The 18,315-nt window shown below is 72.6% G+C and carries 15 protein-coding genes; 9 read left to right on the forward strand and 6 right to left on the reverse strand.

Going from position 1 to position 18,315, the window contains the following annotated elements:
* Positions 1 to 169: 169 nt before the first annotated feature.
* From G7Z13_RS12565 to G7Z13_RS12580, 4 genes are read right to left on the reverse strand one after another with little or no spacing between them, the layout of a single operon-like run.
* Complete coding sequence (locus G7Z13_RS12565; protein WP_165998767.1) at positions 170 to 904, reverse strand: MOSC N-terminal beta barrel domain-containing protein; 735 nt, start codon at positions 902 to 904, stop codon at positions 170 to 172.
* A gap of 11 nt (positions 905 to 915) precedes the next feature.
* A complete protein-coding gene (locus tag G7Z13_RS12570; protein WP_166004903.1) occupies positions 916 to 1,746 on the reverse strand; it encodes a sugar phosphate isomerase/epimerase family protein in 831 nt (276 codons plus the stop codon).
* Positions 1,747 to 1,778: 32 nt separating this feature from the next.
* Complete coding sequence (locus tag G7Z13_RS12575) at positions 1,779 to 2,930, reverse strand: dihydrodipicolinate synthase family protein (RefSeq protein ID WP_165998769.1); 1,152 nt, start codon at positions 2,928 to 2,930, stop codon at positions 1,779 to 1,781.
* On the reverse strand, positions 2,927 to 4,078 hold the full coding sequence (locus G7Z13_RS12580; protein WP_165998772.1) for a Gfo/Idh/MocA family oxidoreductase: 1,152 nt from the start codon (positions 4,076 to 4,078) through the stop codon (positions 2,927 to 2,929). Before G7Z13_RS12580 ends, G7Z13_RS12575 begins: the two co-directional genes overlap by 4 nt.
* 522 nt (positions 4,079 to 4,600) lie before the next feature.
* On the opposite strand from G7Z13_RS12580, the gene G7Z13_RS12585 reads away from it, so the two are divergent.
* Positions 4,601 to 5,647, forward strand: coding sequence for a LacI family DNA-binding transcriptional regulator (locus G7Z13_RS12585; RefSeq protein WP_165998774.1), 1,047 nt, complete (start codon positions 4,601 to 4,603; stop codon positions 5,645 to 5,647).
* Positions 5,648 to 5,740: 93 nt separating this feature from the next.
* Positions 5,741 to 6,142 carry a hypothetical protein gene (locus tag G7Z13_RS12590; RefSeq protein ID WP_165998776.1) on the forward strand — a complete coding sequence of 134 codons (402 nt, stop codon included), beginning with the start codon at positions 5,741 to 5,743 and terminating at the stop codon, positions 6,140 to 6,142.
* A 124-nt stretch (positions 6,143 to 6,266) separates the two neighbouring features.
* On the opposite strand, the gene G7Z13_RS12595 is transcribed toward G7Z13_RS12590, so the two are convergent.
* Positions 6,267 to 6,662, reverse strand: a complete 396-nt coding sequence (locus G7Z13_RS12595; RefSeq protein WP_165998779.1) for a tautomerase family protein — start codon at positions 6,660 to 6,662, stop codon at positions 6,267 to 6,269.
* A gap of 178 nt (positions 6,663 to 6,840) precedes the next feature.
* Between G7Z13_RS12595 and G7Z13_RS12600 the strand changes: the two genes are divergently transcribed.
* From G7Z13_RS12600 to G7Z13_RS12610, 3 genes are all read left to right on the forward strand, one after another.
* Entirely contained in the window at positions 6,841 to 7,434 is a 594-nt protein-coding gene (locus G7Z13_RS12600) for a dihydrofolate reductase family protein (RefSeq protein ID WP_165998780.1), read from the forward strand.
* 87 nt (positions 7,435 to 7,521) lie between these two features.
* Positions 7,522 to 8,454, forward strand: a complete 933-nt coding sequence (locus G7Z13_RS12605) for a bifunctional helix-turn-helix transcriptional regulator/GNAT family N-acetyltransferase (protein ID WP_165998782.1) — start codon at positions 7,522 to 7,524, stop codon at positions 8,452 to 8,454.
* A gap of 31 nt (positions 8,455 to 8,485) precedes the next feature.
* Positions 8,486 to 9,289: a sugar phosphate isomerase/epimerase family protein gene (locus G7Z13_RS12610; protein ID WP_165998784.1), complete on the forward strand. Its 804-nt coding sequence runs from the start codon at positions 8,486 to 8,488 to the stop codon at positions 9,287 to 9,289.
* A gap of 22 nt (positions 9,290 to 9,311) precedes the next feature.
* On the opposite strand, the gene aroA is transcribed toward G7Z13_RS12610, so the two are convergent.
* Positions 9,312 to 10,547 (reverse strand): 3-phosphoshikimate 1-carboxyvinyltransferase, encoded by a 1,236-nt coding sequence (gene aroA / locus G7Z13_RS12615; protein ID WP_165998786.1) that lies wholly within the window; start codon positions 10,545 to 10,547, stop codon positions 9,312 to 9,314.
* A 568-nt stretch (positions 10,548 to 11,115) separates the two neighbouring features.
* Here aroA and G7Z13_RS12620 point away from each other — a divergent pair.
* The 4 genes from G7Z13_RS12620 (at position 11,116) to G7Z13_RS12635 (ending at position 18,285) form a co-directional block, all read left to right on the forward strand.
* Positions 11,116 to 12,945, forward strand: a complete 1,830-nt coding sequence (locus G7Z13_RS12620; RefSeq protein WP_240926193.1) for a glycoside hydrolase family 3 protein — start codon at positions 11,116 to 11,118, stop codon at positions 12,943 to 12,945.
* A gap of 111 nt (positions 12,946 to 13,056) precedes the next feature.
* Complete coding sequence (locus tag G7Z13_RS12625) at positions 13,057 to 13,743, forward strand: hypothetical protein (RefSeq protein ID WP_165998790.1); 687 nt, start codon at positions 13,057 to 13,059, stop codon at positions 13,741 to 13,743.
* A gap of 70 nt (positions 13,744 to 13,813) precedes the next feature.
* Positions 13,814 to 14,140, forward strand: a complete 327-nt coding sequence (locus G7Z13_RS12630; protein WP_165998792.1) for a CU044_2847 family protein — start codon at positions 13,814 to 13,816, stop codon at positions 14,138 to 14,140.
* A 62-nt stretch (positions 14,141 to 14,202) separates the two neighbouring features.
* Complete coding sequence (locus G7Z13_RS12635) at positions 14,203 to 18,285, forward strand: trypsin-like peptidase domain-containing protein (protein WP_277347437.1); 4,083 nt, start codon at positions 14,203 to 14,205, stop codon at positions 18,283 to 18,285.
* Positions 18,286 to 18,315: the final 30 nt, after the last annotated feature.

Below are 18,315 nucleotides of genomic sequence, written 5' to 3' on the forward strand. Positions count from 1 at the left end.
GGACGCGGCGTGGGGGCCCGGGGGTTACCCGACGGGGCCCCCTCGGCTTGCCCCCTCCGTCAGAACCCCCGAGATCCCCCGTGATCCCCCCGGATCCCCCTCCAGAAGTCCTGATGCACCGTACGACCGGCGAGGCGGGTGAAGGGTTGCACGCGGGGGCCGGTTTTTTTCAGAGCCGTACGGGGTCTCCCTCGGCGACCGGTCCGAGCCGGGCCACCTCCGCGTAGACCCCCGCGATCGGTTCCGGAGCGCGGCCGGGGGCGGCGGGGAAGGCGTTGGTGCGGCGGATGACGCGCAGCGCCTCCGGGTCGCGGGGCAGGGTGCCGTGGACCATGGTCGGGACGGCGCAGCGGGGCGTCCCGGCGACCACGCGCAGCACGGCCTTGCCGCCGACGCGCAGTTCGCGGCCGATCCAGTCGTTCTCGGCGAAGCCGTCGCCGCCGGTGTCGATGAGCAGGTTGGGGCGGTAGCGCTCCGGTTCGGCGAGGCCGCGCGGGTTCTCGGCGGCCAGCCGTCGGAGGGTCGCCGTGGTGATCAGGTGCACCGGGGCGCCGAGGAAGAGGGAGGCGGGCTCGGGGGCGGGGCCGAGGGTGACGGGCCGGCCGAGGTACGCCGAGAGCACGGCGTCGGCGTCCGGGGCGGTGCTGTGGGTGCCGGCGCCGTCCGGCAGGGTGATCCGGACGCCGCCCCGCTCGTCGAGGGCCGCGCCGCAGCCGAGGACCGTCTGGTAGAGCCGAGGCAGGAGCGCGGTGACGGACTCGCCGCTGTCCGGGTCCAGCAACGCCAGCCGCCGATCTCCCGCGAGCCCTCGTGCGGTGAGACCGGCGGTGCGGAGGCGTTGGCCGAGCATGGCCTTGACGGGGTAGCGCCAGAGTGCGGTGACCGTGCCCGGCTGTGTGTCCATGCCTCCGAGCATCACACGGAGGACATCGCTCCCTCAGGCTTTCCATCCATCACGTGTTCGATGAAACGCGCGACGGTCTCGGCCAGCACCTCCCGCCCGTCCCGCGCCCACAACTCCTCGTTGAACAGCTCCACTTCGATGGCGCCGGTGTAGCCGGCCGCCTCGACGCAGCCCTTCCACTCGCGCATGTCGATCGCGCCGTCGCCGATCTGGCCGCGCCCGTTGAGGACGCCCGCCGGCAGGGGGGTGGTCCAGTCGGCGAGCTGGAAGGTGTGGATCCGGCCGGCGGCGCCCGCGCGGGCGATCTCGGCGGGGGCCCGGTCGTCCCACCACAGGTGGTACGTGTCGACGGTGACGCCGACCTGGTGGGCGGGGAAGCGCTCGGCGAGGTCGAGGGCCTGGGTGAGGGTCGAGACGACGCAGCGGTCGGCGGCGTACATCGGGTGCAGCGGCTCGATGGCGAGGCGTACGCCGTGCCGCTCGGCGTAGGGGCCGAGTTCGGCGAGCGCGTCGGCGATGCGCTCGCGGGCGCCGTGCAGGTCCTTGGAGCCGGCCGGGAGGCCGCCGGAGACCAGGACGAGGGTGTCGGTGCCGAGGGCCGCCGCCTCGTCGACGGCCCGGCGGTTGTCGTCCAGCGCGCGGGCGCGCTCGGCCGGGTCGGTCGCGGTGAGGAAGCCGCCGCGGCACAGGGTGGTCACCGTCAGGCCCGCGTCGCGGACCAGTTCGGCGGTGGCCTCCACGCCGTACGCCTGGACGGGTTCGCGCCACAGGCCGACGTTGCGGACGCCAAGGTGCCCGCAGGCCTGTGCGAGTTCCGGCAGGGAGAGCTGCTTCACCGTCATCTGGTTGATGGAGAAGCGGGTCAGGTCCGCGGTCACTGGGTCACTCCGTACATCGCCAGCAGGGTCTTCATCCGCTCCTCGGCCAGCTTCGGGTCCGGGAACAGGCCGAGGCCGTCGGCGAGTTCATAGGCGTGGGCGAAGTGCGGCAGGGAGCGGGCCGACTGGAGGCCGCCGACCATGGTGAAGTGGGACTGGTGGCCGGCCAGCCAGGCCAGGAAGACCACGCCCGTCTTGTAGAAGCGGGTGGGGGCCTGGAAGAGGTGGCGGGACAGCTCGACGGTGGGGTCGAGCAGGCCCCGGAAGCCCGTGACGTCCCCGGTGTCGAGGACGCGAACCGCCTCGGCCGCCAGCGGGCCCAGCGGGTCGAAGATGCCGAGCAGGGCGTGGCTGAAGCCCTGGTCGTCGCCCGCGATCAGCTCCGGGTAGTGGAAGTCGTCGCCGGTGTAGCAGCGCACGCCCTGCGGGAGGCGGCGGCGCAGGTCGATCTCGCGCTGGGCGTCGAGGAGGGACACCTTGATGCCGTCGACCTTGTCGGGGTGGGCGGCGATCACCTCCAGGAAGGTGTCGGTGGCCGCGTCCAGGTCGGACGAGCCCCAGTAGCCCTCCAGCGCCGGGTCGAACATGGGGCCGAGCCAGTGCAGGATCACGGGTTCGGCGGCCTGGCGGAGCAGGTGGCCGTAGATCTCCAGGTAGTCCTCGGGGCCGGAGGCGGCCTTCGCGAGGGCGCGGGAGGCCATGACGATGGCCTGGGCGCCCGCCTCCTCGACGACCGCGAGCTGCTCCTCGTAGGCGGCGCGGACCTCGGCGAGGGTGCCGGCGGGGAGCTGGTCGGTGCCGACGCCGCAGGCGATCCGGCCGCCGGCCGCCCTCGCCTCGGCGGCGGACCGGCGGATCAGCTCGGCCGCGCCCGCCCAGTCCAGGCCCATGCCGCGCTGGGCGGTGTCCATGGCCTCGGCGACGCCGAGCCCGTGGGACCACAGGTGGCGGCGGAAGGCGAGGGTGGCGTCCCAGTCGACGGCGGCCGGGGAGTCGGGGGTGACGTCGGCGTACGGGTCGGCGACGACGTGCGCCGCGGAGAAGACCGTACGGGAGGTGAAGGGGGCGCCGGGGGTGACGGCGAGGGGGTCGGTGCGCGGCTCGTAGGCGCGCAGGCCGCCCTGGAAGTCGGGGAGTTTGATGGTCACAGGGAGATCTCCGGTACGTCGAGACGGCGGCCCTCCGCCGAGGACTTCAGGCCCAGCTCGGCGAGCTGGACGCCGCGGGCGCCGGCGAGCAGGTCCCAGTGGTAGGGGGCATCGGCGTAGACGTGCTTGAGGAACAGCTCCCACTGGGCCTTGAAGCCGTTGTCGAACTCCTGGTTGTCCGGGACCTCCTGCCACTGGTCGCGGAAGACCTCGGTGGCGGGGATGTCCGGGTTCCACACCGGCTTGGGGGTGGCGCTGCGGTGCTGGACGCGGCAGTTGCGCAGGCCCGCGACCGCGGAGCCCTCGGTGCCGTCGACCTGGAACTCGACGAGTTCGTCGCGGTGGACGCGGACCGCCCAGGAGGAGTTGATCTGGGCGATGGCGCCGCCCTCCAGCTCGAAGATGCCGTAGGCGGCGTCGTCGGCGGTGGCGTCGTACGGCTTGCCCTCCTCGTCCCAGCGCTGCGGGATGTGGGTGGCGGTGAGCGCCTGCACGGAGGTGACCCGGCCGAACAGCTCGTGCAGCACGTACTCCCAGTGCGGGAACATGTCGACGACGATGCCGCCGCCGTCCTCGGCGCGGTAGTTCCACGACGGGCGCTGGGCGGCCTGCCAGTCGCCCTCGAAGACCCAGTAGCCGAACTCGCCGCGGATGGACAGGATCCGGCCGAAGAAGCCGCCGTCGATGAGGCGCTTGAGCTTGAGCAGGCCCGGCAGGAACAGCTTGTCCTGGACGACGCCGTGCTTGATGCCGGCCCGCGCGGCCAGGCGGGTCAGCTCCAGGGCGCCGTCGAGGCCGGTGGCGGTGGGCTTCTCGGTGTAGACGTGCTTGCCGGCGGCGATCGCCTTCCTGATCGCCTCCTCGCGGGCGGAGGTGACCTGCGCGTCGAAGTAGATGTCGGTGTCCGGGTCGGCGAGGACGGCGTCGAGGTCGGTGGAGACGTGCTCCAGGCCGTGCCGATCGGCGAGCGCCCTCAGCGCGTGCTCGCGGCGGCCGACCAGGACCGGCTCGGGCCACAGCACGGTGCCGTCGCCCAGGTCGAGGCCGCCCTGCTCCCGGATGGCGAGGAGGGAGCGGACGAGGTGCTGGCGGTAGCCCATCCGCCCCGTCACACCGTTCATGGCGATACGCACCGTTTTGCGTGTCACGTCGGTTCCTTCCTAGGCGTCGTACGCGTCGTACGCGGGTGTGCGCGCCGCGTACGCCCCCTGGCCGTGCCGGCAGTGACTGGTGAGCGGTACAGCAAGCGCTTTCTATAGGGAGAAGCTAGCCTCTCGGCACGGGTCCGGACAAGACCGGTGCACACTCGGTTCGTTCGAGGGGGCGAACACGCGGGGCCGTCGGGCTTATGGTCGGGCTTATCGTCTGCACGGAACCGTGAGCGGGCGGGTGACCGTGTAGGACGACGTGGTGGGAGAGTCGGGGTGACGGGGGCTGCCGGGGGTCCGGCGGGCAGCCTGGTGGGCGGCCGGCGGGTGGCCCTCGGGCGGCCTGGCGGGCGACCGGCGGGTGGGCCTCGGGCGGCCGACGGGTGACCGACGGGTGACCTGGTGGGCAGCCTGGTGCACGACCGTCTCCCCCGCCGGGCTCCCCCGCCCCACGCCGGCGGTGTACGACGAGGTACGACAGATGCGCGACATGCGCGAGACGCGCGACCGGAGGACGACGAGATGACGGTGACCCTGGCGGACGTGGCGGCCCGCGCCCAGGTCTCGCCCGCGACGGTGTCGCGCGTGCTGAACGGGAACTACCCGGTGGCCGCCTCGACCCGGGAGCGGGTGCTGAAGGCGGTCGACGAGCTGGACTACGTCCTCAACGGCCCCGCGAGCGCGCTCGCCGCCGCGACGTCCGACCTCGTCGGCATCCTCGTGAACGACATCGCCGACCCCTTCTTCGGGATCATGGCGAGCGCGATCCAGTCCGAGATCGGCGGGCCCGGCGGACGCGCGGGCGGCGAGCGGCTGGCGGTCGTCTGCAACACCGGCGGCTCGCCCGAGCGCGAGCTGACCTACCTCACGCTGCTGCAGCGCCAGCGGGCCGCCGCCGTGGTGCTGACCGGCGGGGCCGTGGAGAACGAACCGCACGCGTCGGCGGTGGCGGCGAAGCTGCGCAAGCTCAGCGACGCCGGGACCCGGGTCGTGCTGTGCGGGCGCCCGCCCGCGCCGGACACCGACGCCGTGGCCCTCACCTTCGACAACCGCGGCGGCGGCAAGGAGCTGACGGAACACCTCATCCGGCTCGGCCACCGCCGCCTCGGCTACATCGCCGGCCCCGAGGAGCGCACCACCACCCGCCACCGTCTGGAGGGGCACCGCGCGGCGCTCGCCGCGGCGGGCATCGAGGAGGACCCCCGCTGGACGGTCCACGGCCGCTACGACCGCCGCTCCGGCTACGAGGCGACCCTGGAGCTGCTGCGCCGCGACCCCACGCTGACCGCGGTGGTCGCCGCGAACGACTCCGTCGCCCTCGGCGCCTGCGCCGCCCTGCGCGAGTCGGGCCTGCGCATCCCCGAGGACGTCTCCGTCGCCGGCTTCGACGACCTGCCCTTCAGCATCGACGCGGTGCCGTCCCTGACGACGGTCCGCCTGCCCCTCGCCGAGGCGGGCGCCCGCGCGGGCCGTATCGCCATGGGCCGTGAGGAACCGCCGCCGGGCGGGGTGGCGACGGTGCGGGGGGAGCTGATGGTGCGGGGTTCCTCGGGGGCGCCCAAGTCCTGAAGGGGCAGCACGCCCGCCCCGCGCGACAGCCGGGATGCCGCCGGGGACACCGGGCTTGACCTCAACCACGGTTGAGGAGCGAGGGTCGGGGTCATGACCACTCGGGAATCGACGATCCTCCTCTTCCGGAACACCATGCGCATCACGGACGGTCACCTGGAGGGCTTTCGCGACGCCATCGCCAGTGCAGTGGCGTTCGCGGAGCGGCACGGACCGCAGCTGATGGTGGAGACCTTCGTGGACGAGGAGCGGATGCTCGCCCACAGCTTCCAGCTGTACCGGGACTCCGACGCGGTCCGCGTCCACTGGAAGCTGGCGGACCCGTACATCCAGGACGTGATGAAGCACTGCCGGGTGGAGCGCTTCGAGGTGTTCGGCGAGCCGGACGCCGATGTGGCGGCGGGCGTGCGTGCGGCGCTCGGCGAGCAGTGTGAGCTGACGTTCCACTCCCGCATCGCCGGTTTCGTCCGCTTCGACTCCGCACTGCAGGCATAGCGCCCGGCTCCTCCCCTGGTGGGGACGGTCGCGCGGTGGGCGAGACGGCATCACACCGCGGCGTGCGGGTCCGGCACCGGTGGTCGTCCGGCCCGACGCCCGATGGCCCGTGGGGGCGGGCCGGTCAGGTGGGGCCGGGGGCGTACTGCGCTTCACCGTGACCGAGCGACCAGTCGGCTGGTCCGTTCTCGGTGAGGGTGACGAAGACGTTGCGCGGTTCGACTCCGGCGTGGTCGTGGGCGAGTTGGGCGATACGGCGGTACAGGGACCGCTTCTGTCCGGGTGTGCGGCCCGCGCGGAGGGTGATGGCGACGTAGGCGATGCCCGCGTCGCGGGGGACGCCGAGGTAGTCGCCGTAGCGGAGGGTGCCGGCGGCGGTGTCGTGGGCGGTGAGGATCTGGAAGTGGTCCTCGGGCGGGATGCCGAGGGTCTCGGTCAGGGCCTGGTGGACGGCGCGGCCGAGGGCGGGCAGGCGGTCGGGGTCACCGGCGGCGCAGGCGTCTATGCGGACGAGGGGCATGAGGGGTCGGCCTCCTGTCGTCGGGGCTGTACATACTAGTAGTTACAGACAGTTCGGTGAACAGATCCGCTCGCGTGCGATTACTTTCGGCCCGGTCGGCCGTCTATCCCCCGACACAGCACGCAGACGTACACGCACACCCACACGCACCCCCACCGCGAAACCCGGGAGATCCCAGATGCGCATCATCATCAGCGAGTTCATCAGCCTCGACGGCGTCGTCCAGGCCCCGGGCGGCCCCGAGGAGGACGTGGACGGCGGTTTCGCGCACGGCGGCTGGACGCACCCCTACTTCGACCCGGAGGTCGTCGGCGGAGCCTTCGACGCGGCGCTGGAGGCGGCGGACGCGCTGCTGTTCGGGCGGCGGACGTGGCAGAACATGGCGTCGGCGTGGCCCGAGCGGGCCGGGGACCCGTTCGCCGACCGGATCAACTCCCTCCGGAAGTACGTCGTCTCCGACTCGCTCGGCGAGTCCGACCTGACCTGGGACAACACCGTGCGGATCCCCCGCTCGGAAGCCGTCGCCGAGCTGCGGAAGCTGCGCGAGAGCGACGGCCGGGGCCTGCTGGTCATGGGCAGCCCCACCCTCGCGCGCACGCTGATCGACGAGGGCCTGGCGGACGAGCTGCGGCTGATCGTGATGCCCGTGGTGCTGGGCGGCGGCAAGTCGATCTTCCCGAGCGGGGGCGCGAAGTTCCCCTTCGAGCTGGTCTCCACGACGAGGTCGGACGCCGGCACGCTGGTCAACGTCTACCGGCGGGCGGCCGGGTGAACCGTCCCGTGGACGGGAGCGGACGGCGGGCCTAGGCTCGACACCGTACGGCACCTCTGCCTGAGTCAAAGGCACGCGGGGGCGAGCATGACGGTCCAGGACATCCGCTCCTTCAACCGCTTCTACACGCACCTGATCGGCGCGCTGGACCACGGGCGCCACCTGTACGCGCCGTACACGCTCACCGAGTCCCGCGTGCTCTACGAGCTGGCCCACGCGCCGCGCACCGACGTCGCCGACCTGCGCACCCAGCTCCATCTGGACGCCGGGTACCTGACCCGCATCCTCGACAAGTTCGAGAGGGACGGGCTCGTCGAGCGCGGGCCCTCCGAGCGCGATCCCCGGCGGCGGCGGATCCGGCTCACCCCGCGCGGGCGGGAGACCGCCGAGCTGCTGGACGAGCGGGCCCGGCAGGCGGTCGGCACGCTGCTCGCGGGCGTCGCGCCGGAGGACCGGCCGCGGCTGGCGGAGGCGCTGCGGACGGTGCGCGCGCTGCTGTCCGGCGGCCGGGTCCCCCGCCCCGAAGACGTCGTCCTGCGCGCGCCCGCCCCCGGCGACCTCGGCTGGATCGTGCAGCGCAACGCCGCGTTGTACGCCGCCGAGTACGGCTGGAACGCCGAGTACGAGGCGCTGGTGGCGAGGATCGTCGCCGACTACGCGCAGGATCACGACCCGCGCCGGGAGCGGGTGTGGATCGCGGAGCTGGACGGACGGCCGGTGGGGTGCGTGATGTGCGTGCGCGACACGGCGCCCGGCGCGGCCCGGCTGCGGCTGCTGCTGGTCGAGCCGGACGCGCGCGGCCTCGGCATCGGGGACCGGCTGGTCGCGGCGGTCGTCGCGTTCGCGCGCGAGGCGGGCTGCCGGGAGGTGGTGCTGTGGACGAACGACGTGCTGGCCGCCGCCCGGCGAATTTACCGGCGGCACGGCTTCACGCCGGTCGCCGAGAAGCCGCACCGCTCCTTCGGCAAGGACCTCGTCGGGCAGGACTGGCGGCTGGATCTGCGCGCGGCATCCGAGTGACACCGCGGAGCGCCGAGTAGGGTCGATAAGTATGAAACTGGCGTTCTCCACCCTCGGCGTCCCCGGTCTCCCCCTCCCCGATGTGCTGCGTCTCGCGGCGGAGCACGGCTATCACGGGGTCGAGTTGCGCGCGCACCGGGAGGAACCGGTGCACCCCGCGCTCAGCCCGTCCGAACGGGCCGACATCGCGGCCGAGTTCAAGGCGTCCGGTGTCGAACTGCTCGGCCTCGCCGGGTACCCGCGGGTGGCCGCGCCGGGCGACGACGAGCCGGTGCTCACGGAGATCCGCGCCCTGCTCGACCTGGCCCGCGATCTCGGCGCCCCGTTCGTCCGGGTCCTCCCGGGCGCCGACGTCGCCGCGCAGCCGCCCGAGGAGGCCGACGCCACGGCCGCCCGGCGGCTGGGCGTGGCCGCCGAACTCGCCGCCGACGCGGGCGTGCGGATCCTGCTGGAGACCCACGACTCGCATCGCACGGGCGCCGACGTGATCCGGGTCCTCGGACCGGTCGGGCACCGGAGCGCGGGCGCCCTGTGGGATGTGATGCACACCTGGCTGGGCGGCGAGCAGCCCTCCGAGACGTACGCCGCCCTCGCCCCGCACCTCGGCTACGTCCAGGTCAAGGACATCGCCTCCGCCGAGGACACCGCCCCGCTCCCGCTCGGCGCGGGCGTGCTGCCGCTCGCCGAGTGCGTCGAGGTGCTGTCGCGGCACGGGTGGGACGGCTGGCTGTGCTGGGAGTACGAGAAGCGCTGGTACGAGACGGCGCCCCCGCTGCCCGGGCTGCTGAGCGCGGGCCGGGACCGTCTCGCCCGCCTGCTCAACGACTCGGCGTGACGCGCCCGCCGCGGGCGCCCGCTCAGCGCAGAGCCGCGGCCAGCTTCGCGAACTCCTCGTGGAAGCCGGGGAAGGTCTTGCGGACGCAGCCCGGGTCGTCGAAGGAGATGCCGGGTGCGCGCAGGCCCGCCACCGCGAAGGACATCACGATGCGGTGGTCGCCGTAGGACGTGATCTCCACGTCGCGTGCGGGGGCCGCCGGGTGGATCTCGATCCAGTCCGGGCCGGTCTCCACCCGCACGCCGAGGCGCCGCAGGTTGTGCGCGCAGGCCTCCAGCCGGTCGCACTCCTTCACGCGGGTGTTGGCGACGTCCTCGATGCGCACCGGTCCGGAGGCGTACGGCGCGATGGCGGCGAGGGTCGGCATGGTGTCGGAGATGTCGCGCATGTTGACGGTGAGGCCGCGCAGCTCGCCGCTGCCGCGCACCGTGGTCCGGTCGGCGCCGGTCTCCACGTGGGCGCCCATGCGGCGCAGTACGTCGACGAAGGCCAGGTCGCCCTGGAGGGCGCCCGCGCCGAGGCCGGGGACGGTCACCTCGCCGCCGGTGAGCGCGGCGGCGGCGAAGAAGTAACTGGCGGTGGAGGCGTCCGGTTCGATGGCGTAGGTGGTGGCGCGGTAGCCGCCGGGCGGGACGACGTAGGTGGCGCCCTCGCGGCGTACCTCCACGCCGAAGGCGCGCATCATCGCGATCGTGATCTCGACGTACGGCACGGACACCAGGTCGGTGACGGTGATCCGCAGGCCGCGGCGGGTGAGCGGGCCGAGCAGGAGGAGGGCCGTCAGGTACTGCGAGGACAGGCCGGCGTCCAGGGTCACCTCGCCGCCCTCGACGCCGTCGGCCTCCACGGTCAGCGGGTGGTGGCCCTCCTTCTCCTCGTGGCGGAGCTTCACGCCGAGGTCGCGCAGGGCGCGGCTGAGGGGCAGCAGGGGGCGGCGGCGCATCTGCTCGGAGGCGTCGAAGCGGTAGGTGCCGTGGCCCGCGGCGACGAGGACGGGCAGGAAGCGGGCCGTGGTCGCGCCGTCGCGGCAGTAGACGTCGGCCTCGCGCGCGGCGGGGCCCTCGGGTCGGCCGTCGACCTGCCAGGTGTCCGGGGTGCGGCCGACCCGGTAGCCGAGCCGCGCCAGGCCTTCGGCGAAGCCCTCGGTGTCGTCGGACCGCAGCGGCCGCAGCAGGGTGGTGACGCCGTCGGCTGCCGCCGCGAGGAAGAGGGCGCGGGCGGTGATGGACTTGGAACCGGGGATGTCGACTACGGGCATGTCCCTATGATCGGCCGACGGTCGCCCCTGGGGCGGGAACGTCCACGGGATGGACCGCCGCGAGCCGGGTCCGGCGGCCCTCGACTGGGCCGGGGCCGCTGCCGCGTGGGCGGCGAAGATCCCCCGCCCTCACGCCTGTACGCCCCCGGTCCTCCCGCCCGTACGCCACCCACCACCGGCACGCACGCCCGTACGCCGCACACCACCGGCCCTCACACCCGTGCGCCCCCACCCTCGAACGCCCCGCGCACCCCACCACCCCCGCAGCCACCGACTTCCGGAATCCGTCCGTCTGGCGGGAACCCCTCCCGCGTCGCCGTCGTCCCATCGTCGACCGCCGGAGAGTCACCGCGGTGCGGTGTCGGCCTCGCCGCAGGCTGCGAACGCCGACCACCCTCTCCGCCGCGCAGCGGCCGGCGGTATGCCGCCACCGGCGCGCCTCCCTCCCGTGCGCCGGTGGCGGCCCCTTCGCTGGGTACTGTGCGTTCCCTTGACTGGCAGAAACTTCCCGGATATTGGTGACCCCTCGGAAGTTTCCTTCAGCGGACCTCCTCCGGAAGGAGCGCACGTGCCCGACACCAGCACAGGAAACACCGCGAAACCCTCCAGACGCTCGGTCCTCGCCGCCACCGCGGCGGGCGTCACCGCCGCCCTCGCCGTCACCGGCCCCGCCCACGCGCACAACGACCACCGGCTGCGCCGCATCGTCTCCCGGATGTCCCTGGAGGAGAAGGTCGGCCAGCTCTTCGTCTCCCGGGCCTACGGCCACTCCGCCGACGCGCCCGACCAGGCCGACATCGACGCCAACCTGCGCGAGTTCGGCGTCCGCACCCCCGCCGAGCTGGTCGCCAAGTACCGCCTGGGCGGGGTCATCTACTTCGTGTGGGCGCACAACACCCGCACCCCGCGCCAGATCGCGGCGCTCTCCAACGGTCTGCAACGCGCCTCCCTGGCCCTCCCGCACCGTCTGCCGCTGCTGATCTCCACCGACCAGGAGCACGGCATCGTCGCCCGCATCGGCAAGCCGGCCACGCTCTTCCCCGGCGCGATGGCGATCGGCGCGGGCGGCTCGCGCACCGACGCGCGCACCCTCGGCCGGATCGCCGGCAAGGAGCTGCGCGCGATGGGCGTACGGCAGGACTACTCCCCCGTCGCCGACGTGAACGTCAACCCGGCCAACCCGGTGATCGGCGTGCGCTCCTTCGGCGCCGACCCGGGGGCGGTGGCCGAGCTGGTGGCCGCCGAGACCGCCGGGTACCAGCGCTCGGGCGTCGCGGCGGCCGCGAAGCACTTCCCCGGGCACGGCGACACCGAGATCGACAGCCACTACGGCTTCCCGGTCATCAAGCACACCCGCGAGCAGTGGGAGAGGCTGGACGCGCCGCCGTTCCGCGCGGCGATCGAGGCCGGCATCGACGCCGTCATGACCGCGCACATCCTGGTCCCGGCCCTGGACGACTCCGGCGATCCGGCGACCCTCTCCCGCCCGATCCTCACCGGCGTCCTGCGCGAACAGCTCGGTTTCGACGGGGTGGTGGTCACCGACGCGCTCGACATGGCGGGCGTACGGCAGAAGTACGGCGACGACCGGGTGCCGGTGCTGGCGCTGAAGGCCGGCGTGGACCAGCTGCTGAACGCGCCCAGGCTGGACCTGGCGTGGAACGCGGTCCTGAGGGCCGTGCACGACGGGGAACTGACGGAGGAACGGCTGGAGGAATCGATCCTGCGGGTGCTGCGCCTGAAGGCGAGGCTGGGCCTGCTGGACCACCCGTGGACCGACGAGGAGGCGGTGGACCAGACGGTGGGCACGCCCGTCCACCTGCGGACGGCGGACCGGATCGCCGAGCGCACGACCACCCTCCTGGTGAACGAGGACGACCTGCTCCCGCTCTCCCCCGCCGACTCCTCCCGCCTGCTGGTGGTGGGCGCCGACCCGGCCTCCCCGTCCGGTACCACCGGCCCCCCGACCGGCGTCCTCGCGCACGCCCTGACGGAACAGGGCTTCACCGCCACCGCGCTCTCCACGGGCACCGCCCCGTCCGCGGCGGTGATCGACCGCGCCGTCGCGGCGGCCGCGGACGCGGACGCGGTGGTGGTGGCGACGTACAACGTGACCGCGACGAGCAGCCAGAAGACCCTGGTGGAACGACTCCTCGCGACGGGCCGCCCGGTCGTGGCGGTGGCCGTGCGCAACCCGTACGACGTGGCCCGCCTGCCCGGCGTCCGCGCGTACCTGGCGACGTACTCCTGGACGGACGTCGAAGTACGCGCCGCCGCCCGGGTCATCGCCGGAGTCGTCGATCCGCGCGGCAGGCTGCCGGTGCCGGTGCAGCGGGCCGACGATCCCGCGCGGGTGCTGTACCCGGTCGGACACGGTTTGTCGTACAAGACGTACTAGCCCCTACGTCACACACCTGGCGCACCACCCCCAACGGGCGCAAAGCGCTCCGCGCGTCTGGCGTGGGCCCGCCGCGGCGGGTCACGCTGGACGGGGGTGGGGGGATGGGACATGGGTGAGAGACGTGCCGTACCGGGTGCCGTGCCGGGCGCCCTGCCGGACGCCGCGCTCGGCCTGCTCCTGAGCCTGTCGCTGGGCTTGCTGCTGTCGCTCCTGACGAGCTGTCAGCCCCTGCCGTCCGCCCGGGGCGGCACCCCCGCGCCGCGGCCGGCCGGACCCGCCTCACCGGCGGCCGGGACCGTGCCCACGGGTTACGGGGCCGAGTTCCTGGGCGTCGACGAGTGCAGCTCGTTCGGCACGAGCAGCTTCACCGAGGTCTCGTGCGGCAGCGAACGCGCCGCCGCGCGCGTGGTGGCCCGCCACGACGGCACGGTGCGCGACGGCCCTCTGTGCCCCGCCACCACCGACTTCGTCCTCCACATCAGCGAACAGCGCCCGTCCTTCGACGAGGACGGCGACGGCGCGATCCCGCGCGGCTACGCCTGCATGCGTTCCCTCCAGCCCCCGCACCCCGGCGACCCCGGCGGCGGAGGCGGTCCCCGCACCATCGTCGGCGACTGCGTCTACGCCTCCGGCGACGGCGAGGTCCGCGAGACGCGCTGCGACGGCCAGGGCGAGCGCGAACCCGAGTACCGGGTGACGGGAGCGGTCCGCCGGCGCTCGGACTGCCCGCCCCCGACCGCCCTCTACATCCACCTGCACGGCGAGCACCCGGTGGGCTGCGCCCGTCCGGTATGACGCTCCCGCCCTCCGGATGCGCTCCGGGCCGGAAGCGAGGAACGTGGGGAGAGAGGCCGAGGAGTTCGTGATGACACCTCTCACTCGCATTCCACTGGGCGACGGGGGCTGGGTCCTGGTGGAGCAGCCGGGCCTGCCGACGGACGGCGGACCCGTCAAAGCGGGTCGGGTCGGCGACGCCGTACGCGATCTGCCGGTCACCCTGGAAGGCGCCCTGGAGCCGGTCACCGAAGCCGCCCGCGCCACCCTCGCGCAGCTGCGCAAAGCGTGCCCCGACGCGATCACGGTGGAGTTCGGCGTCGACCTGGCCTTCGAGGCCGGAGCCGTGATCACCAAAAGCCAGGCCAGCTGCCACCTGAAGGTGACCATGTCCTGGAAGGACGACCAAAAGGGCTGATCCCGGTGAGCAGCGCGGACAATACGCCGGGCGACGGCATCACCTCCGATCTTCCGACAGCGGTGGCCCGGGTCCTCGGGCCGGACGGCGCGGTCGCCGGGACGGGGTTCCTGGTGGCCGAGGAGGTGGTCGTCACCTGCGCGCATGTCGTGGCGGCGGCCGGGGGCGGACCCGGCGGGCGGGTCACGCTGACCTTCCCGCACGTCGTGGGCGCCGAACGGGTGCCGGGGACCGTCCCGGCCGAGCTGTGGCGGTCCGTCGACGCGGAGGACGTGGCCTTCGTCCGGCTGAGCGAGCCGCCGGCCGGGGTACGGATCCTGCCCCTGGGGTCCGCGGAGGGCTGCCGGGGTCACAGGGTGCGCTCCTTCGGTTTCCCCGCGCAGGCCCCGCCGGAAGGACACTTCGGGTTCGGGGTGACCGGCGATTTGCTGCCCGCCGCGCGGGGCCGGGGAGCACATCTGCAGCTGACCGACGCCAACGACCTCACCACCGGTTTCAGCGGTGGACCCGTCCTCGACGAGGTGACCGGCCTCGTCATCGGCATGCTCACCGAGATCACCGCGCCCGACGCGTACGAGCGCGGGCTGGGCATCGCGTACGTCACTCCCACCTCGGTGCTGCGAGAGGTGCTGCCGGAGCTGGCGGAGCGCGACGTGTGCCCGTACCGGGGGCTGGAGCCGTTCACCGCCGAGCACGCCCGGTGGTTCCAGGGCCGCTCGGAGGCCGTACGGCAGGTCCTGGCCAACCTGGGCCGGCAACGGCGGCTGACGCTGCTGCTCGGGCCGTCCGGCTCGGGCAAGTCGTCGCTGATCCAGGCGGGGGTGCTGCGGGCCCTGGCGGCGGGGGAACTGCCCGGCAGTGACCAGTGGCTGCCGGTGCTCGCCCGGCCCCGGCAGGACATGCTCGCCGAGATCGAGCGGGCCGGGCTGCCCGGGGCAACCGAGGACGGCATCATCGCGGCGGTCAACCGCAGGCTGGCGGTCGAACCGTCCTCCCAGCGCGTCCTGCTCGTCATCGACCAGTTCGAGGAACTGCTGGTGCAGAGCACCGACGGGCGGCTGCGGGAGCTGCTGGCCGCGATCGACGAAGTCACCTCGGCCGCCGACGCGTACACCAAAGTCACCGTGATCCTGATCATGCGGGACGACTTCTATCCGCAACTGGCGGCGCGGGCGCCCAGGCTGCTGGAAGCCGCGACGCCGGGTCTGCTGAACGTGCCGGGCACCCTGGACCAGCAGGACCTGCACGACATCATCGTGCTGCCCGCCGAAGACGTGGGCCTGCACTTCCAGCCCGGACTGCCGGAACGGATCATCGGGGACGTCCTGGAGACAACCCCCGAGGCCGCCGTCACCCGCCAGGCGCCCGTCACGGTGCTGCCCCTGCTGGAGATGACCCTCAGCCAGCTGTGGCACCGGCGGCAGGACGGTTATCTCACCCATGAGGCGTACCGGCGGATCGGCGAGGTCAGCGGCAGCGTGACCACGTGGTGCGACAACGCCCTCGACGAGCTGTCGCCCGAGCAGCAGGTCATCGCCCGGCGGGCCCTCACTTCGCTGGTCCACCCCGCCGACCCCAGCCACAACATCACCCCGGTACGCACCCAGGTCCCCCTCCAGGAGCTGCGCGACCTCGCGGCCGATCCGGGCGGGACCGACGAGCAGACGGCCGTGGACGTCGTCCTCGCCACCCTCACCCGCCGCCGCATCATCACGACCCAGACACAGCAGGTCCCGCACGCCCCCGGCGCCCCGCCCGGCGAACCGGTGGCCGAACTCATCCACGAGGCGCTGATCCGCGACTGGGGCGCACTGCGGCAGTGGGTCGACCAGGACCACCGCTTCCAGGAGTGGCTCTCCCGCACCCGCGAGCGGCAGGCTCGCTGGGCCGGGCACAAGGACCCAGACGACCTGCTGCGGGGCACGGCCCTCGGGGAAGCGCTCGAGTGGTCCCAGCAACGACGCCTGCCGGCGGACATCGCGGAGTTCCTCACCGCGAGCCAACAAAACCAGCGAGCTGCCATCCGCCGAAGCAGGCGGCTGAACGCGGTGCTCGGAGCGCTGCTGGTTCTTGCGCTGTTGGCGGCGGGGGGTGCGGTGTGGCAGTGGCGGACTGTGGTCGAGGCGGAGGAGGCGGCGGTGTCGCGGGAGCTGGCCACGCAGTCCAACGAGCTGATCTATACCAATCCGGAGCTGGCCGCGTTGTTGGCGGTGAAGGCGTACCGAACCAGTCATACGTCCGAGGCCATGGAGAGCCTGAGGAACACAGGTGCCTTGCCCGAGCACCGCCGTCTGTCCGGGCACACCAGGGAGGTGCGGGCCGTTGCGTACAGCTCGGACGGCCGCACCATCGCGAGCGCCGGCGTGGATCGGTACATCCGCCTGTGGAACACGGACACCTTGAAGCCCCGCGACACTCTCTCAGGGCACAAGGACGCAGTGAACGCCGTCGCGTTCGGCCGGGACGACGAAGTCCTCGCCAGCGCGGGCGCCGACAACACGATCCGCCTGTGGGACCCCGACACCGGCGAACCGGGCAGAACCCTCAAAGGGCACACAGGGCCGGTCAGGGCGATCGCGTTCAGTCGTGACGGCAACACCATCGTCAGCGGAAGCGCCGACAACACCATCCGCCTGTGGGACCCCGACACCGGCGAACTGCGCAGGACACTCAAGGGACACACAGAGCCTGTCAGGGCGGTCGCATTCCACCCGAAAGGCCACACCATCGCCAGCGGTGGCGCCGACAACACCATCCGCCTGTGGAACCCCGACACGGGCGAACTGCGCAGGACACTCAAAGAGCACAAGTTGCCTGTGACTTCCGTGGCCTTCAGTCAGAACGGCAAGACCCTCGCCACCGCCGACACCCACGAGGCGGTCTACCTGAGAGATCCGGTCACCGGCAAACAACGCCAATCACTGCCCGACGTAGCGTTCCTGATCGCCTTCAGCCCGGACAACAAGACCTTCGCCACCATCAACGACCGCCATGTGCGGCTGTGGGACGCCAGCACCGGCGCTCCCAGGGCCTACTTGATCGGGCATGCGAACAAGGTCCTCGCGCTGGCGTTCAGCCGGGACAGCCGGACGCTCGCCACAGGGAGCAGCGACGCGACCGTGCGTCTGTGGAACGCGGCTGCCGGCAGCAACCGCACCACCCTCATAGGACACACCAGCGGTGTGTACTCGGTGGACTTCAGTCGCGACGGCCGCACCCTCGCCACGGCCAGCGCCGATCATTCCGCACGCTTGTGGAACCCGACGAACGGTGAACAATACAGGAAACTCATTGGCCACAGTGACGAGGTGGAAATGGCGGCCATTCATCCCAGTGGGAGCATCGTCGCCACAGCAGGTAACGACGAAACCGTGCGCCTATGGGATGCGGCCACCGGAAAGCACCGCACGACACATGAGGAACACGACGACTGGGTGCGGTCAGTGGCGTTCAGCAAGGACGGTCGAACGCTCGCCACCGCCGATGACAACGGAACGGTTGTCCTTCGCAACGCGACCACCGGCAAGCCCCTCGACGAATTCCCGGCGCACAACGAGGAGGTGTACGGCGTGGCGTTCAGCCCGAACAGCCGTATTCTCGCCACAGCCAGCGCCGACTCGACGGTGGGGCTATGGGATACGGCCTCCGGCGAGAGGATCGATACACTCACGGGGCATGACGCCCCGGTCTGGTCGGTGACGTTCAGTGCCGATGGCCGCATGATTGCCACCGGCAGCGAGGACGGAACCGTCCAACTGTGGGATGCGGAAACTCACAAACCAGTGACCGCCGCACTGACCAAGCACAAGGCAGCGGTGTACTCGGTGGCCTTCCACCCTCACGACGACATCCTCGCCACCGGCAGCGTAGACGGAACCGTCTACCTCTGGGACGCCGCCACGGGCACGTCCCGCACCGCACTCCTCGGAAGCCTCAGCGGCGTCACGTCCGTGGCGTTCAGCCCCAACGGGCGCACCGTCGCCACCGCGAGCCACGACGGGACAGCGCGCCTGTGGAACATCGACACCATCCCGGAACCTGATCAAGCTCTCCGGCAGATCTGCCGCACTTTCGGCCGCGACCTCACCCAAGACGAACGCGCCGCCTACCTCCCCCACGGCGCCGACCCCTCAGTCTGTCCCTGACAGCGACGGCGGGTCCCTGGCCTGGGAGAC

The organism is Streptomyces sp. JB150, assembly GCF_011193355.1.
GTDB lineage: Bacteria > Actinomycetota > Actinomycetes > Streptomycetales > Streptomycetaceae > Streptomyces.

Coding starts and splice junctions, on each gene's coding strand:
- G7Z13_RS12600 (WP_165998780.1), top strand. CDS start 6,841: ATGCGCATCATCATCAGCGAGTTCATCAGCCTCGACGGCGTCGTCCAG.
- G7Z13_RS12570 (WP_166004903.1), bottom strand. CDS start 1,746: ATGACGGTGAAGCAGCTCTCCCTGCCGGAACTCGCACAGGCCTGCGGG.
- aroA (WP_165998786.1), bottom strand. CDS start 10,547: ATGCCCGTAGTCGACATCCCCGGTTCCAAGTCCATCACCGCCCGCGCC.
- G7Z13_RS12590 (WP_165998776.1), top strand. CDS start 5,741: ATGACCACTCGGGAATCGACGATCCTCCTCTTCCGGAACACCATGCGC.
- G7Z13_RS12625 (WP_165998790.1), top strand. CDS start 13,057: ATGGGTGAGAGACGTGCCGTACCGGGTGCCGTGCCGGGCGCCCTGCCG.
- G7Z13_RS12610 (WP_165998784.1), top strand. CDS start 8,486: ATGAAACTGGCGTTCTCCACCCTCGGCGTCCCCGGTCTCCCCCTCCCC.
- G7Z13_RS12585 (WP_165998774.1), top strand. CDS start 4,601: ATGACGGTGACCCTGGCGGACGTGGCGGCCCGCGCCCAGGTCTCGCCC.
- G7Z13_RS12605 (WP_165998782.1), top strand. CDS start 7,522: ATGACGGTCCAGGACATCCGCTCCTTCAACCGCTTCTACACGCACCTG.
- G7Z13_RS12630 (WP_165998792.1), top strand. CDS start 13,814: ATGACACCTCTCACTCGCATTCCACTGGGCGACGGGGGCTGGGTCCTG.
- G7Z13_RS12595 (WP_165998779.1), bottom strand. CDS start 6,662: ATGCCCCTCGTCCGCATAGACGCCTGCGCCGCCGGTGACCCCGACCGC.
- G7Z13_RS12565 (WP_165998767.1), bottom strand. CDS start 904: ATGGACACACAGCCGGGCACGGTCACCGCACTCTGGCGCTACCCCGTC.